The 18,653-nt window shown below is 52.2% G+C and carries 1 protein-coding gene; it reads left to right on the top strand.

Annotated elements, in window-relative coordinates:
* Positions 1 to 4 precede the first annotated feature (4 nt).
* On the top strand, positions 5 to 18,653 hold an 18,649-nt coding region (locus EAE90_RS22080), incomplete at its 3' end, for a non-ribosomal peptide synthase/polyketide synthase (RefSeq protein WP_339921756.1).

The following is an 18,653-nucleotide window of genomic DNA, read 5'->3' as shown; positions in this document are numbered from 1 at the left end:
GTTGGTGAATATGTACGGTATCACAGAGACCACGGTTCACGTCACTTACCGGGCACTGGGTCGCCATGATGCAGAACAGACAACGAGTCCTATTGGCACGCGTATCCCGGATTTAACCCTCTATCTGTTGGATAAGTATGGTCAGCCAGTACCGCTGGGCAGCGTGGGTGAGTTATATATTGGCGGGGCCGGTGTGGCACGGGGTTATCTCAATCGTCCTGAACTGACCGCGGAGCGTTTTCTGGCAAACCCGTTTAGTCATCTTCCAGATGCCCGGATGTACCGCACCGGAGATTTGGCCCGTTACCTGCCGGATGGCAATCTGGAGTTCTTAGGCCGTAATGACCAGCAGGTGAAAATCCGGGGATTCCGCATTGAGCCGGGGGAAATCGAAGCCCGGTTGATGGAACACCCGGCGGTGAGTGAAGCGGTTGTGCTGGCGCTTGGCGACGGTCAGGATAAACGGCTGGTGGCTTATGTGGCGGCAGAAGCGGATGAGGCGTTGGTTAACCGTCTGCATACTCATTTAAGTATGGTTTTACCGGATTATATGGTGCCGGCCGCTTTTGTGCGTTTGGATGCGTTTCCGTTGACGCCAAACGGCAAACTGGATCGGCGGGCATTACCAGCCCCAGGGGAAGAAGATTTTGCCCGGCAGATTTACGCTGTGCCGTCAGGGGAGATGGAAACCACACTGGCGACTATCTGGCGTGAATTACTCGGTGTTGAGCGGATTAGTCGGTATGACAACTTTTTCGCACTAGGTGGTCATTCGCTGTTGGCGGTGCGGATGATGAACCGGATAGCCGCGTTGGGGATTGAATTACCGCTGTCAACGCTGTTTATATTCCCGTCTTTGATGGCCTTTGCTGAAGTGATGCGTGCCCGGTTTGATGAGTCAGGAGAGGCATTGCCCGCTATCGTTCCGCTATCCCGCGAGGATCAATTGCCGTTGTCATTTGCGCAACAGCGACTGTGGTTCCTGGCCCAGCTTAACGGCGTGAGTGAGACCTATCATATTCCGTTGGCCCTGCGTTTGCGTGGTCGATTGGATATCACCGCTTGGCAACAGGCGCTTGATACGCTGTTTGCCCGCCATGAAGCATTGCGTTCTGTTTTTGTTGCTGTCGACGGCCAGCCACAGGTGGAGTTGTTGCCAGCGTCATCAGGTTTGCTGATGAAAAAATATGATCTGCGTGACACGCCTGATGTGGATGCGCAGCTTGCCTCTCTCTCTGCTCAGGAAGTTGAAGCGCCGTTTGATCTTGCCTGTGGTCCATTAATTCGTTCCAGTCTGATACAACTGGCTGACGATGAACACGTTTTCTTACTGACCTTGCACCATATTGTTTTTGATGGTTGGTCTGTCAGTGTGTTGATGCGTGAATTGAGCACTCTTTACACCGCGTTTCTGGCTGGGCAGTCAGATCCGTTGCCGCCGTTGGCGATTCAGTATCCTGATTACGCCGCCTGGCAGCGTCAATGGTTGTCGGCTGAACGCATACAATCCCAATCTGACTATTGGCGCACGAGACTGGTTGATGCTCCGGTTCTTTTGGATTTACCTACTGACCGGCCACGTCCGCTTCATCAATCTTTTACCGGGGCCTTATTGCCCGTCAGTCTGGATGCGGGGTTAACTCAATCTCTTAAGCGCCTGAGTGAACAACAGGGCGTCACGTTATTTATGATCCTGTTGGCGGCTTGGGCGACGGTTCTGTCGCGTCTATCAGGTCAGGAAGATCTGGTTATCGGTACGCCAAGCGCCGGTCGCAGTAGACAGGAAGTGGAGTCCCTGATTGGTTTCTTTGTGAATACGCTGGCGTTGCGTATGGACTTGTCCGGTGCGCCGAATGTGGCGGAATTGCTGGCGCGGGTGCGACAAACTGCGTTGGCGGCACAGGAGCATCAGGATCTACCCTTTGAACAAGTGGTAGAAATAGTGCAACCGCCACGTCGACTGGCGCATACTCCGCTGTTTCAGGTGATGTTTGCCTGGCAGAACAATGAGAATACAGAATGGCGGCTGCCGGGACTGGCGGTTTCATCTGCCGATCAATTCATCGATATCGCTAAATTTGATCTTGAATTGAGCTTGTCTGAGGTTGATGGTCGAATTGTCGGTTATCTGAATTATGCCACCGCGCTATTTGATCAACCGACCATTGAGCGACAAGTGGGCTATCTCCACACCGTATTACAGGCGATGGCGGCTAACCCTCAACAGCCGGTTGGGAAAATCGATATCCTGACTGTAGCGGAACGCAGGTTGTTATTGGAAATCTGGAATGCGACCGAAACGTCGTATCCAGATCACGATGGTATTCACCGGCTGTTTGAGCAACAGGCAGAGAAAACCCCGGATGCGACGGCGTTGGTGTATGCAGGGCAAGCCCTTAGTTATGCCGAATTAAATGTCCGTGCGAATCGGCTGGCACATCAACTGATTACGTTGGGAGTCGCACCAGAGCAGCGGGTGGCAATTTGCGTCGCGAGTTCGCCAGCGCGGATAGTGGGGCTGTTGGCAGTACTGAAAGCCGGGGGGGCCTATGTACCGCTAGACCCGGCTTATCCGGGGGAACGTCTGGTTCATATTTTAACCGATGCTGCGCCGACTATTGTGCTGGCGGATAATACTGGATATGCCGCGTTAGGCGAAAAAGTATTGGCGGCGTTAACTGTACTGGACCCAAATTCATTACCAAACCAACCGGATAACAATCCGCAAGTACCGGCATTAACCCCACGCCATCTGGCGTATGTAATTTATACCTCCGGTTCAACCGGCATACCAAAGGGAGTAATGGTCGAACATCGTGGGCTGGTTAACCTGATTCAGGAAAAAATTGTTCAGTTTGATATTCATTCGGGTAGCCGGATGTTGCAGTTTGCTTCATTTGGCTTTGATGCCAGTGTCTGGGAAACCATGATGGCATTGTGCAGTGGGGCCATTTTGGCGATCCCGGCTGATACGGTTCGCCAGGAGCCTCGTTATCTCTGGCATTATCTGGAAGAACAGGCGATAACCCATGCCTGCCTGACACCAGCCTTGCTCCGGGAGGGAACTGATCTGCCGAAGATGACAATAAGACCGACGTTGATACTCGGTGGTGAGGCACCCAGCGCAACACTGCTTCAGGCATTGAGTCGTCGGGCGACGGTGTTTAATGCCTATGGCCCAACGGAGATCACGGTGTGTGCGGCCGCCTGGCGTTGTCCGTCAGATTATGCTGAGGGCGTCATTGCCATTGGGCGTCCGACAGCTAACACACAGGTTTATTTGCTAAATACTGACGGCCAGCCCGTGCCGCTAGGCGCGGTCGGTGAGCTCTATATTGGCGGTGTGGGGGTGGCGCGAGGTTATCTCAATCGCCCTGATTTGACGGCAGAACGTTTTCTGGCCGATCCGTTTAGCGATAAGTCGGATGCTCGCCTGTACCGAACCGGGGATTTAGCCCGCTACTTGCCGGATGGCAATCTGGAATTCTTGGGGCGTAATGACCAGCAAGTGAAAATCCGCGGTTTCCGCATCGAACCGGGAGAAATCGAAGCTCGATTGCTGGAACACCCCGCGGTGAGTGAAGCGTTGGTGCTGGCTTTGGGCGACGATCAGGATAAACGGTTGGTGGCTTATGTGGTGGCAGAAGCGGATGACGGACTAGTTAACAGCTTGCGTGTCTATCTGAGTGCTATTTTGCCGGATTATATGGTGCCAGCGGCCTTTGTGCGTTTGGATACCTTGCCGTTGACGCCAAGTGGCAAACTGGATCGCCGGGCGTTGCCTGCGCCGGGGGCGGAAGCTTTTGCCCGTCAGGTTTATGCGGTGCCTCAAGGAGAGACAGAAACCTTATTGGCCGCTGTCTGGAGCGAGTTGTTGGGCGTTGAACAGGTGAGTCGGCATGACAGCTTCTTTGCCTTGGGCGGTCATTCGTTGCTGGCGGTACGGATGGTTGAACGTCTGCGTAATGCAGGGTTAACACTTGCGGTGCGTGATTTATTCCAATCCCCAGTGTTATCTGAATTTGCCCAAACAATAGGGCAGTCACAGGCGGTGATAGTGCCGACAAATGTCATTACCTCGGCAATCACAGCACTTACACCCGAAATGTTGCCGTTAATTGATTTAACTCAGTCTGAAATTGACCATATCATTGAACAGGTGCCGGGTGGGGTTGCCAATATTCAGGATATTTATGCCCTGTCACCGTTGCAGGATGGCATCCTATTCCACCATTTGCTGACGAATAAAGGTGATCCGTATCTATTGGTCAGCCAAATGATTTTTGCTGATCGTTCATTGCTGGATCGTTATCTGGCGGCAGTGCAACAGGTGATTAACCGTCATGATATTCTGCGTACCGCTTTTGTTTGGCAAGGATTATCAGAGCCGGCTCAAGTGGTTTGGCGCCAGACTCAATTATCAGTCACTGAACTGACATTAGACCCAGTTAATGGAGCGATCCGTGACCAGTTAGCTCAACATTTTGACCCACGTCATCATCGCCTTGACTTGAACCAAGCTCCCTTGTTGCGCTTTGCGATAGCGCAGGAGGAGGATGGCCGCTGGAGCGTATTGCAACTACTGCATCATCTGATTGGCGACCACACGACGCTGGAAGTGATGAACCGTGAGGTTCAGGCTTATCTTGCCGGGCAGGAAGGGAACTTACCTGTGCCGATCCCTTTCCGCAATCTGGTGGCTCAGGCTCGGTTGGGGGCGAGTCAAGCCGAACATACCCGCTTCTTTACTGACATGTTGTCTGAAGTGGATGAACCGACGCTGCCATTCGGGTTGACGGAGGTCCATCGGGATGGTTCACAGGTGACGGAATCGCACCGGATGTTATCCATTACGTTAAATGATCGTCTGCGTAGTCAGGCCCGGCGTCTGGGCGTCAGTTTGGCTGCGTTATGCCATCTGGCCTGGGCGCAGGTGTTGTCACGTACTAGCGGACAAGCGAAAGTGGTGTTCGGCACCGTGCTGTTTGGGCGGATGCAGGCAGGGCAAGGCGCTGACAGCGGCATGGGACTGTTTATCAATACCTTGCCGTTGCGGCTGGATATGGATGATACCCCGGTGCAGGACAGTGTGCGGTTAGCCCATACCCGGTTAGCCGGATTGCTGGAGCATGAACATGCGTCACTGGCGCTGGCTCAGCGTTGCAGTGGAGTATCGGGGGAGGTTCCTCTCTTTAGCGCGTTACTGAACTACCGGCATAGTGCACAACCAATTACCACAGATGCAGTCATCAACGGTATTGAATTCCTTAGCGAGCAAGAACGTACGAACTATCCGTTGGTGCTTTCGGTGGAGGATTTTGGTCATTCTTTGGGATTGACGGCGCAAATTGTTCAACCTATTGATCCAGAGCGAATATGTGGTTATATGCAACAGGCGCTGGAAAGTCTGGCAGAGGCGCTTGAACAGGGGCCAGAGACACCGGTACGGGCATTGAATATTTTGCCAGCAGCAGAAAAAAGACTGTTGTTGGAGACTTGGAATGCGACTCAGGTGCCATATCCTGACCAGTGTTGTATTCATTGGCTGTTTGAACAATGGGCAGAAAATACTCCTGATGCGATAGCGTTGGTGCATGGAGAACACATTCTCAACTATGCCGAATTAAATGCTCGCGCCAACCGGTTGGCTCACTGGTTAATTGGACAGGAGATCCAGCCGAATGACCGGGTTGCTGTGCAGTTAGAACGTTCTATTGAACTGGTGGTGGCTCAGTTGGCTATCCTTAAGGCCGGGGCCGTTTATGTGCCGATCGACCCCCGATTGCCGGATGAGCGGAAGCGCTGGCTGATAACTGACTGTTCAGCCAGGTTATTGCTTACTGATATCCCGGTTAAGTTGGTTGATGAGATCGGCGCTATCAGGGCGGAAGATTACCGCAATCCTGACTTGTCTCACTCCAGTACTGATCTGGCCTATATTATGTATACCTCCGGCTCAACCGGAACACCCAAAGGGGTAATGGTGCCGCATAGGGCGGTGGTTCGGCTGGTGATTAATAACGGATACGCTGAAATTGAGCCGGATGATCGGGTGGCGTTTGAGGCTAATCCGGCTTTTGATGCCAGCACCTTTGAAGTTTGGGCGCCTTTGTTGAATGGCGGTACGCTGGTAGTGATTGATCATGCTACTGTGCTAACGCCTAGAGAGTTTGCCCAGACATTACAGATTTATCGCATTACTGTACTGTGGCTGAGTGTCGGGCTGTTTAACCGGCTGGCGGCAGAGTTATCCCCGGTTCTTCCTCAACTCAAAATTCTGATTGTCGGCGGCGATGTGCTGGACCCGCATGTGATTAAGCAGGTTCTGTGTAATAACCCGCCTCAACAATTATTGAATGGTTATGGACCCAGTGAAGGCACTACCTTTACCACCACCTACCGTATTACAGCGTTACCATCGAGAGTGGTGAGAATCCCCATTGGCCGACCAATAGCCAATACGCGAATTTATCTACTGGATACGAATGGTCAACCAGTACCGTTGAATGTGGAAGGAGAGATTTATATCGGCGGAGATGGGGTTGCCTGTGGCTATCTTAATCGTCCTGAACTGACGGCGGAACGTTTTCTGCCGGATCCGTTTAGTGATGAACCAAATGCCCGCCTGTATCGGACAGGAGATTTGGCCCGTTACCTGCCGGACGGTAATCTGGAATTCCTGGGCCGTAATGACCAGCAGGTGAAAATTCGTGGTTTCCGCATTGAGCCGGGGGAAATCGAAGCACGATTGATAGAGCACCCGGCGGTAAATGAGGTTGCTGTACTGGTACTAGATAACGGCCAGGACAAACGATTGGTGGCTTATGTGGTGGCAGAAGCGAATGAGACATTGGTTAACCATCTGCGTACTCACTTAAGTGCGGTGTTACCGGATTATATGGTGCCGACCGCGTTTGTACGTCTGGATGCTTTCCCGCTGACCCCGAACGGCAAGCTGGACCGTCGGGCGCTACCGGCACCGGGTGAAGAAGATGTTGCACGGCAGGTTTACGCCGCGCCGTCAGGGGAGATGGAAACCACATTGGCGGCTATCTGGCATGAGTTATTGGGCGTTGAGCGGATTAGCCGGTATGACAACTTTTTCGCACTGGGCGGCCATTCCTTGTTGGCGGTGCGAATGATAAACCGGCTAGCGGCGTTGGGGATTGAATTGCCATTGTCCATGCTGTTTACATTCCCGTCTTTGATGGCCTTTGCTGAAGTGATGCGAGCTCAGTTTGATGAGTCGGACAAGATATTACCCGCTATCATTCCACTGTCCCGTGAGGGCCAGTTACCGCTATCATTTGCGCAACAGCGTCTGTGGTTTCTGGCGCAGTTTGAGGGAGTGAGTGAGACCTATCATATTCCTCTGGCTCTGCGTTTGCAGGGGCGACTGGATATCGCGGCTTGGCAGCAGGCGCTTGATACGCTGTTTGCCCGTCACGAAGCATTGCGTTCTGTTTTTGTTGCTGTTGACGGCCAGCCACAGGTGGAATTGTTGCCGGCGGCATTGGGCCTGCCGATGAAGAAATATGATCTGCGTGACACGCCTGATGTGGAGGCGCAGCTGGCGTCTCTCTCTACTCAGGAAGTTGAAGCGCCGTTTGATCTTGCCCGTGGCCCATTAATTCGTTCTGCTCTGGTACAACTGACTAATGATGCCCACGTTTTTCTGCTGACCCAGCATCATATTGTTTTCGATGGCTGGTCGGTCAGCGTATTGATGCATGAATTGAACACTCTTTATACCGCTTTTCTGGCGGGACAACCGGATCCGTTGTTGCCGTTGACGATTCAGTATCCTGATTACGCCGCCTGGCAGCGTCAATGGCTATCGGCTGAACGCATACAGTCTCAATCTGATTATTGGCGCGCGAGACTGGTTGATGCACCGATTCTACTGGATTTGCCTACTGACCGGCCACGTCCGCCTCAGCAGTCATTTGCCGGAAATATCTTGCCCGTCAGTCTGGATGCGGAATTAACCCAATCCCTTAAACGCTTGAGTGAGCAACAGGGCGTCACGTTATTTATGACCCTGTTAGCGGCCTGGTCGACGGTTCTATCGCGCCTGTCCGGTCAGGAAGATCTGGTTATCGGTACGCCAAGCGCCGGTCGCAGTAGACAGGAAGTGGAGTCCCTGATTGGTTTCTTTGTGAATACGCTGGCGTTGCGTATGGACTTGTCCGGTGCGCCGAATGTGGCGGAATTGCTGGCGCGGGTGCGACAAACCGCGTTGGCGGCACAGGAGCATCAGGATCTACCCTTTGAACAAGTGGTAGAAATAGTGCAACCGCCACGTCGACTGGCGCATACTCCGCTGTTTCAGGTGATGTTTGCCTGGCAGAACAATGAGAATACAGAATGGCGGCTGCCGGGACTGACGGTTTCACCTGTTGATCAATTCATCGATATCGCTAAATTTGATCTTGAATTGAGCCTGTCTGAGGTGAACGGCCAAATTGTCGGTTATCTGAATTATGCCACCGCGCTATTTGATCAAGCGACCATTGAGCGGCAGATGGGTTATCTCCATACTGTACTGCGAGCGATGGCGGCTAACCCTCAACAGACGGTCGGGAAAATCGATATCCTGACCGTAGCGGAACGCAAGCTGTTATTGGAAACCTGGAACATGACCGAAGTGTCGTATCCAGATCACAGTTGGATTCACCGATTGTTTGAGCAATGGGCAGAGAAAAGCCCGGATGCCACAGTACTAATCTATGAACAGCAAATCCTTAGTTATGCCGAATTAAATGCTCGCGCTAATCGGCTGGCGCATCAACTGATTGCGTTGGGTGTGGTACCGGATCAGCGAGTGGCGATTTGTGTGGCACGTTCACCAGCAATGATAGTCGGGTTGTTAGCGGTGCTAAAAGCTGGTGGAGCCTATGTGCCACTGGACCCGGCTTATTCTGGCGAACGTTTGGGGCATATTCTGGCTGATGCCGAGCCGACTATTTTGTTGGCGGATGATACCGGACGTGCTGCGCTGGGTGAGAAGGTACTTGCAGACCTGATGATGCTCGATCCGAATATCTTGTTTGACCAAGCGGACAGTAATCCGCAGATACCTGAATTGACTGAACGACATTTGGCTTATGTGGTTTACACCTCGGGTTCGACCGGCACGCCGAAAGGGGTGATGGTCGAACATCGTGGAGTAGTTAACCTAGCTCTGGCTCAAATTACCCGGTTTAGCGTTAATGAAACCAGTCGGATATTACAATTTGCTTCATCGGGTTTTGATGCCAGTGTTTCGGAAATCATGACAGCATTAAGTGGCGGGGCCTGTCTGGTTATTCCTACCGATATCATCCGTCATGATCCGCGTCGTCTTTGGTCTTATCTGGAAAAACAAGCAATAACGCACGCTTTCCTGCCACCGGCTCTGTTCCGGGAAGAGAGCGATTTACCGGTAATAACGATAAAGCCTACATTAATATTTGCAGGAGAAGCGCCAGGTTCAACCCTATTCCGAGCGTTGAGTGATCGGGCAAATCTATTTAATGATTATGGCCCGACGGAAATTACAGTTTGCGCCACCTCTTGGTCTTGCCCACCAGACTATACAGATGCATGGGTTCCTATTGGGCGTCCAACAACCAACACACGGGTTTATCTACTGGATGCTTATGGTCAGCCGGTACCGTTAGGGGCGGTGGGGGAATTGTATATCGGTGGCGTGGGTGTCGCTCGTGGTTATCTCAATCGTCCTGAGCTGACCGCTGAACGTTTCCTCACTGATCCGTTCAGTAATGAACCCGATGCCCGTCTGTATCGCACCGGGGATTTAGCCCGTTACCTGCCAGATGGCAATCTGGTATTCGTTGGCCGTAACGATCAACAGGTTAAAATTAGGGGCTTCCGTATTGAGCCGGAAGAAATTGAAGCGCGGCTGACGGAGCATCCTGCGGTAAGTGGCGCATTAGTGCTGGTGTTAAGTGACGGACAGGACAAACGGCTGGTGGCTTATGTGGTGACAGAGCCAGATGACGGATTGACGGCGAGCCTGCGTGAATATCTGAGTGCCATTTTGCCGGATTATATGGTACCGGCCGCTTTTGTACGCCTGAATGCCTTCCCTTTGACGCCAAACGGTAAGTTGGATCGCCAAGCACTGCCAGCGCCGGGGGCGGATGCCTTTGCTCGTCAGGTCTATGCCGCGCCGGAAGGGGAAACAGAAACCCTATTGGCCGCTATCTGGGGTGAGTTGTTGGGTATCGAACAGATCAGTCGGCATGACAGTTTCTTTGCCTTGGGCGGCCATTCTCTGCTTGCAGTGCGGATGATTGAGCGTCTGCGTAACGCAGGATTAACGCTGGCGGTGTATGATCTGTTCCAATTCCCGGTGTTGTCCGCATTTGCGCAAACAGTAGGGCAGTCACAAGCGGTGGTGGTGCCGGAGAATGTCATTACCCCGGCGACCACGGCACTCACACCTGAGATGTTGCCGTTGATTGAGCTGACCCAAACTGAGATTGACTATATTGTGGAACAAGTGCCGGGTGGAATAGTTAATATTCAGGATATCTATGCTCTGTCGCCGTTACAGGACGGTATTCTGTTCCATCATTTACTGGCGAATAAAGGCGATCCGTATCTATTGGCTTATCCTATGGCCTTTGCTGATCGATTCTTACTAGATTGTTATCTGGCGGCGGTGCAACAGGTGATTAATCGCCATGACATCCTGCGTACTGCCTTTGTCTGGCAAGGATTATCCGTTCCGGCCCAAGTAGTCTGGCGTCAGGCACCGTTATCAGTTGTCGAACTGATATTAGATCCTGCTGACGGGCCGGTTTGTGAGCAATTGGCTCAACGCTTTGATCCGCGTCAGCATCGTCTCGATCTAGGTCAGGCGCCACTGTTACGTTTTGTTATTGCACAGGAAGCGGATGGTCGCTGGATTGCCCTGCAATTGCAGCATCATTTAATTGGCGACCATACCACAATGGAAGTGATGCACCGCGAAGTTCAGGCGTACCTTACTGGGCAGGAAAGCAGCTTGCCTGCGCCGACCCCTTTCCGCAATCTGGTGGCTCAAGTTCGTCTGGGGATGAATCAGGCTGAGCATACCCGTTTCTTTACTGACATGTTGGCTGAGGTGGATGAACCGACGTTGCCGTTCGGATTGATGGAAGTACATCGGGATGGTTCCCAGATGAGCCAATCTTATCGAATGTTGCCCGCGATATTGAACAACCGCTTGCGTAGTCAGGCCCGGCGTTTGGGTGTCAGTCTAGCGGCGCTGTGCCATCTAGCCTGGGCACAGGTCTTGTCGCGTACCAGCGGACAGAAAAAAGTGGTTTTCGGCACCGTATTGTTTGGGCGAATGCAAGCAGGGCAAGGGACTGACAGTGGTATGGGGTTGTTTATTAATACCTTGCCGTTACGGCTGGATATGGATGATACCCCAGTACGGGGGAGTGTACAGGCAGCACATGCCCGGTTAGCCGAATTACTGGAGCATGAACATGCTTCACTGGCGCTGGCTCAACGTTGCAGTGGGGTGCAAGGTGAAGTTCCACTCTTTAGTGCTTTGTTGAATTACCGGCACAGTGCGTTATCTGCGACTTCGAATGAAATCATGAATGGGGTGGAGTTTCTTGGCGCTCAAGAACGTACCAACTATCCGCTCACTTTATCGGTGGAGGATTTTGGGAATGCACTGGGGCTAACAGCGCAAATTGTTCAGCCATTTGATCCGGAACGAGTGTGCGGTTATATGCAACAAGCGTTGGAAAGTTTGGCGGAAACACTTGAGTTGGCCCCGGAAACGCCAGTACGGACGTTGGAAATTTTGCCCGAGACTGAACGCACATTGTTATTAAAAACCTGGAATGCGACTGAAGCTGTCTACCCTGAGCAGTTATGTATCCATCAATTATTTGAACAACAAGTAGAGAAAAACCCGGATGCTACGGCACTGATGTATGAAGAACAGACGTTCAGCTATGCGGAACTGAATACCCGAGCTAACCGACTGGCCCATCAACTGATTGCGCTGGGTGTTACACCAGACCAGCGAGTAGCGATTTGTGTGACACGTTCACCGACGATGATTGTGGGCTTGCTGGCGGTGTTGAAAGCGGGGGGAGCCTATGTTCCATTGGACCCGGCTTATCCGAAGGAACGTTTGGTACATATTTTGACTGATGCAGCACCGGCTATTTTGCTGGCGGATAATATTGGATGTATCGCATTGGGTGAGGAAGCACTGGCGGGACTCACTGTGCTGGACCCGAATATTTTGCCTGATCAGCCGGACAGTAATCCGCAAGTAACCGCCTTGACTGCACAGCATCTGGCGTATGTGATTTACACATCGGGTTCAACTGGCACACCAAAAGGCGTGATGGTTGAACATCGTGGGCTGATCAATCTTATCCGGGATAAAATCGCTCAGTTTGGCGTTCACTCGGATAGCCGGATGTTGCAGTTTGCCTCATTGAGTTTTGATGCCAGTGTTTGGGAAATCATGATGGCGTTGGGGAGTGGGGCCTGTCTGGTTATTGCTGTCGATGGCGTCCGTCAGGACCCGCTTCGCCTCTGGCATTATCTGGAGCAACAGGCAGTGACCCATGCCTGTCTGACTCCGGCTTTACTTCGGGATGGGGGAGATTTACCGACGTTGACGATAACACCGACAGTGATATTAGGCGGTGAAGCACCTGGTGCCGCGCTATTTCAGGCACTTTGTCGCCGAGCGACGCTGTTTAATGCCTATGGTCCGACAGAAATCACGGTGTGTGTGGCGACCTGGCGTTGTCCGCCAGACTACACAGATACGATAGTGCCGATCGGCCATCCGACGGCGAACACCCAGATTTATTTGCTGGATACCTACGGCCAGCCAGTGCCGTTGGGGGCAGTGGGTGAGTTGTATGTAGGTGGTGCAGGAGTGGCGCGTGGCTACCTTAATCGTCCTGAACTGACGGCTGAACGCTTCTTAGCTGATCCATTTAGTGAAATGCCGAATGCGCGGATGTATCGGACCGGGGATTTGGCTCGTTATCTGCCAGATGGCAATTTAGTATTCGTTGGTCGTAATGACCAGCAGATTAAAATTAGGGGCTTCCGGATTGAACCGGGTGAAATTGAGGCCCGGTTGACAGAGTACCCGGCGGTGCGTGAAGCGGTGGTGTTAGCGTTGGGTGAAGGGCACGATAAGCGTTTAGTTGCCTGGGTGACGGCAGAAGAAAACAATGAGTTAGCGAATAGCCTGCGTACTCACCTGAACACAATTTTGCCGGATTATATGATACCGGCGGCTTTTATCCGTTTAGATACACTGCCGTTGACGCCGAATGGAAAACTGGACCGTCTAGCTTTACCGGCACCGGACGAAGAAGCATTTTCCCGTCAGATTTACGAAGCGCCACAAGGCGAAACAGAGATAGCATTGGCTGCTATCTGGCGTGAGTTACTGGGGATTGAGCAAGTGGGGCGGTATGACAGCTTCTTTTCCTTGGGAGGCCATTCGTTGTTGGCGGTGCGAATGATGAACCGAATAGCGGCTTTAGGCATTGAATTGCCGCTGACCACGTTGTTTAAATCACCGACGTTGGCAGCCTTTGCTGAGGTAATGGAGGCTCAGCTTAGTGAACAGAGCAATAGCGTGTCTGCTATGTTGCCGATATCCCGTGAGGGTGCATTACCTTTGTCATTTGCTCAACAGCGTCTATGGTTCATGGCCCAATTTGAGGGGGTTAGCCAGACTTATCATGTCCCAATGGCCCTGCGTTTACATGGTCAGTTGGATATCTCTGCCTGGCAGCAGGCGCTGAATCGCTTGTTTGCCCGTCATGAGGCTTTGCGTTCTATCTTTACCTCGATGGATGGTCAGCCTCAGGTCGAATTGTTGCCGGCTGCATTGGGTTTGCCGATGAGCAAACACGATTTGCGTAAAGTGTCTGATGCGGATAAACAGCTTGAGCGTTTATGTGTACAAGAAGCGGAGGCGCCGTTTGATCTTGCTGGTGGTCCGTTAATCCGAGCGGGTTTGATACAACGGGCTGATGATGATTATGTCTTTTTGCTGACTCAGCATCATATTGTGTCAGACGGCTGGTCGGCTGGCGTGTTGATGCGCGAGTTGAGCGCCCTCTATACCTCTTTTTCAATGGGGCTGCCAGATCCGTTGCCGCCGCTGGCAATTCAGTATCCTGATTATGCCGCTTGGCAGCGTCAGTGGCTGTCGGCGGAGCGGTTACAAATCCAATCTGACTATTGGCGAATGAAGCTGGCAGACGCGCCGGTTCTACTGGATTTGCCTACTGATCGGTCACGTCCATCTCAGCAGTCGTTTGCCGGGGCTTTATTGCCCGTCAATCTGGATGCGGAGTTAACCCAATCTCTTAAACGTTTGAGTGAGCAACAGGGCGTCACGTTATTTATGACGTTGCTGGCTGCTTGGGCAACGGTCTTATCACGCCTGTCAGGTCAGGAAGATCTGGTTATCGGTACGCCAAGTGCCGGTCGCAGTCGTCAGGAAGTGGAATCCCTGATTGGCTTTTTTGTGAATACGCTGGCGTTACGGATGGATTTATCCGGTGCCCCAAAAGTGGCGGAATTGCTGGCGAGAGTGCGACAAACTGCGCTGGCGGCACAGGAGCATCAGGATTTGCCGTTTGAACAGGTAGTGGAAATCGTACAACCACCACGCCACCTGGCACATACTCCACTGTTCCAGGTGATGTTTGCCTGGCAGAACAATGAAGGCATGGAATGGCCGATGCCGGGATTGACGGTTTCACCTGCCGAACAACGCATTGATATCGCGAAGTTTGATCTTGAATTGAGCCTGTCTGAGGTGGATGGCCGAATTGTCGGGTATCTGAATTATTCCACCGCTCTGTTTGATCAACTTACCATTGAGCGGCAAGTGGGGTATCTCCATACCGTACTACGAGAGATGGCAGCTAACCCTCAACAGCCGGTTGGGAAAATCGATATATTGGCCGTAGCGGAGCGCAAGCTGTTACTGGAAACTTGGAATGCAACCCAAACGCGATATCCTGACCAGACATGCATTCATCGGTTGTTTGAACAGCAGACGGAGAAAACTCCTGATGCAGTAGCGCTGGTGTATGAAGAACACATTCTCAGCTATACCGAATTAAATGCCTACGCTAACCGACTGGCCCGCCAGTTAATTAAGCGGGGGATAAAGTCGGATGATCGGATTGCGGTGCTATTAGAACGCTCCATTGAGCTGGTTGTGGCTCAATTGGCAATTCTCAAAGCCGGGGCCGTTTATGTGCCAATCGATCCTCGGGTACCGGACGAGCGGAAAAACTGGCTGATAACCGACTGTTCAGCCAAATTATTGCTCACTGATATCCCGGTTGATCTGACAATTCCCCTGTATTGCCTGGCTGATGAGATGGGTGCTGTAGGAGAGGAGGATTACCTTAATCTTGATTTGCCTAGGTCCAGTACCGAATTAGCTTATATTATGTACACTTCCGGCTCGACTGGTACACCCAAAGGGGTAATGGTGCCGCATCGTGCGGTGGTCCGACTGGTCATCAATAACGGGTACGCTGAAATCGGGCCGGATGATCGGGTGGCGTTTGAGGCTAACCCGGCTTTCGATGCCAGTACTTTTGAAGTCTGGGCGCCATTGCTCAATGGCGGTATGCTGGTGGTGATTGATCACACTACCTTGTTGACGCCTAAAGAATTTGTTCAGGCATTACAGAATTATCACATTACGGTGCTGTGGCTGAGTGTCGGGTTGTTTAACCGGCTGGTGACAGAGTTGTCTCCGGTGTTACCTCAAATCAAAATTCTCATTGTTGGCGGTGATGTCCTTGATCCCCATGTGATGGCGCAGGTTTTGCGTGATAGCCCGCCTCAACAGTTATTGAATGGTTATGGACCGAGTGAGGGTACTACCTTTACCACCACCTACCGTATTGCAGAATTATCGCCAGAAGTGACTCGTATTCCCATTGGTCGACCGATAGCTAATACACGGGTTTATCTGTTGGATACTTATGGTCAGCTAGTACCGCAGGGGGTAATCGGTGAAATTTATATTGGTGGAGATGGGGTTGTCTGTGGCTATCTTAATCGTCCCGAACTGACCGCGGAACGTTTTCTACCAGATCCATTTAGTGATAAGCCGGATGCCCGCTTGTACCGAACTGGGGATTTAGCCCGTTACCTACCGGATGGCAATCTGGAGTTCTTGGGCCGTAATGACCAACAGGTGAAAATCCGCGGCTTCCGTATTGAGCCGGGGGAAATTGAAGCCCGATTGATGGAATATCCAGCGGTGAATGAAGCGGTTGTGTTGGCGCTGGGTGATGGGCAGGACAAACGGTTGGTGGCTTATGTGGTGACAGAAACGGATGAGGAGTTAGTTAATCGTCTGCATACCCACCTGAGTACCATTTTACCGGATTATATGGTGCCGACAGCTTTTGTACGTCTGGATACTTTCCCGTTGACACCGAATGGCAAACTAGATCGCCGGGCGCTACCGGTGCCAGGGGAGGAAGCTTTTGCCCGTCAGGTTTATGAGGCGCCTCAGGGAGAAACAGAAATCCTATTGGCCGCTATCTGGAGTGAATTGTTGGGTATTGAACAAGTCAGTCGGCACGACAGTTTCTTTGCCTTGGGCGGCCATTCTCTGCTTGCGGTGCGGATGATTGAACGTCTGCGCCATGTTGGACTAACATTGGCGGTGCGCGACCTGTTTCAATCCCCAGTATTATCGGTATTTGCCCAAACAGTAGGGCAATCATCGGCGGTGGTGGTGCCGACGAATGTCATTACCCCGGCGACCACGGCACTCATACCTGAGATGTTGCCGCTGATTGAGCTGACCCAATCTGAAATTGACCATATCGTGGAACAAGTGCCGGGTGGAGTGACCAATATTCAGGATATCTATGCCTTGTCACCGTTGCAGGACGGCATTCTGTTCCACCATCTGCTGGCGAATGAAGGTGATCCGTATCTATTGGTCAGCCAAATGGTCTTTGCTGATCGTTCATTATTGGATCGTTATCTGGCGGCGGTACAACAGGTGGTTAATCGTCATGATATTCTGCGTACCGCCTTTGTTTGGCAAGGATTATCAGAACCAGCTCAAGTGATTTGGCGTCAGGCTCAGTTGCCAGTCATTAAACTGGCATTGGATTCGGTTGATGGGCCAATTCATGACCAGTTAGCTCAACTTTTTGATCCGCGTCGCTATCGTATTGATCTGCAACGAGCCCCATTGTTGCACTTTGTGGTAGCACAGGAGGACGATGGCCGTTGGCGCGTACTGCAATTGCTGCATCATCTGATTGGCGACCATACGACGCTGGAAGTGATGCATGGCGAGGTTCAGGCTTACCTAACCGGACAAGAAGAGAACTTGCCCGCGCCAGTGCCTTTCCGCAATCTGGTAGCTCAAGTTCGTCTGGGGATGAGTCAGGCCGAACATACCCGCTTCTTTACTGAGATGTTGGCTGAAGTGGATGAACCAACATTGCCGTTTGGATTGACGGAGGTTCATCGTGATGGCTCACAGGTGACGGAATCGCACCAGATGTTACCTGCTATGTTAAATGACCGTCTGCGCAATCAGGCCCGGCGCCTGGGTGTCAGTTTGGCGACTTTGTGCCATCTGGCCTGGGCACAGGTCTTGTCACGTACCAGTGGACAGACGAAAGTGGTGTTCGGCACCGTGCTGTTTGGGCGAATGCAGGCAGGGCAAGGAGGTGACAGTGGCATGGGGCTGTTTATCAATACCTTGCCGTTGCGACTGGATATGGATGATACCTCGGTGCAGGACAGTGTACGGGCAGCGCATGCTTGGTTAGCTGGATTGCTAGAGCATGAGCACGCCTCACTGGCGCTGGCTCAACGTTGCAGTGGAGTGCCGGGGGAAGCGCCTCTCTTTAGTGCGTTGCTGAACTACCGGCATAGTGCGCAGTCAGTTACCACGGATGCAATCATCAGCGGTATTGAATTCTTGGGAGGGCAAGAACGCACTAACTATCCGTTTGTCTTGTCCGTGGAGGATGTTGGTTACGCTTTGGGATTGACGGCGCAAATTGTTCAACCGATTGATCCGGAGCGGATATGTGGTTATATGCAACAGGCACTGGAAAGTCTGGCGGAGGCCCTTGAACAGTGTCCAGAGACACCGGTACGAACACTGAATATCTTGCCGACAGCGGAGAAAAAGCTGTTGTTGGAAACCTGGAATGCAACCGAAACGTCGTATCCAGATCACGGTTGTATTCACCGCCTGTTTGAACAATGGACAGAGAAAAGTCCAGATGCCACAGCACTGGTGTATGAAGAACAGAGTCTCAACTATGCCGAGCTCAATGCCCGTGCCAACCGTCTGGCGCATCAACTGATCGCGTTGGGCGTTATGCCGGACCAACGGGTGGCGGTTTGCGTGTCACGCTCACCGGCAATGGTGGTGGGGGTATTAGCCGTACTGAAAGCCGGGGGTGCCTATGTGCCGCTGGATCCGGTCTATACCGGTGAGCGTCTGGCACATATCCTGACCGATGCGGCCCCCGCTATTTTGCTGGCGGATAAAGTCGGGCGTGATGCGCTGGGTGAGAATACGCTGGCAGGGCTGACGGTACTTGACCCGAATAATCTGCCAAATCAGCCGGACAGTAACC

It is taken from the genome of Photorhabdus caribbeanensis (genome assembly GCF_018448885.1).
GTDB classification, from domain to species: Bacteria; Pseudomonadota; Gammaproteobacteria; order Enterobacterales; family Enterobacteriaceae; genus Photorhabdus; species Photorhabdus caribbeanensis.
Note: the sequence above shows the minus strand (reverse complement) of the source record. Positions and strands in the feature narration are given on the sequence as shown.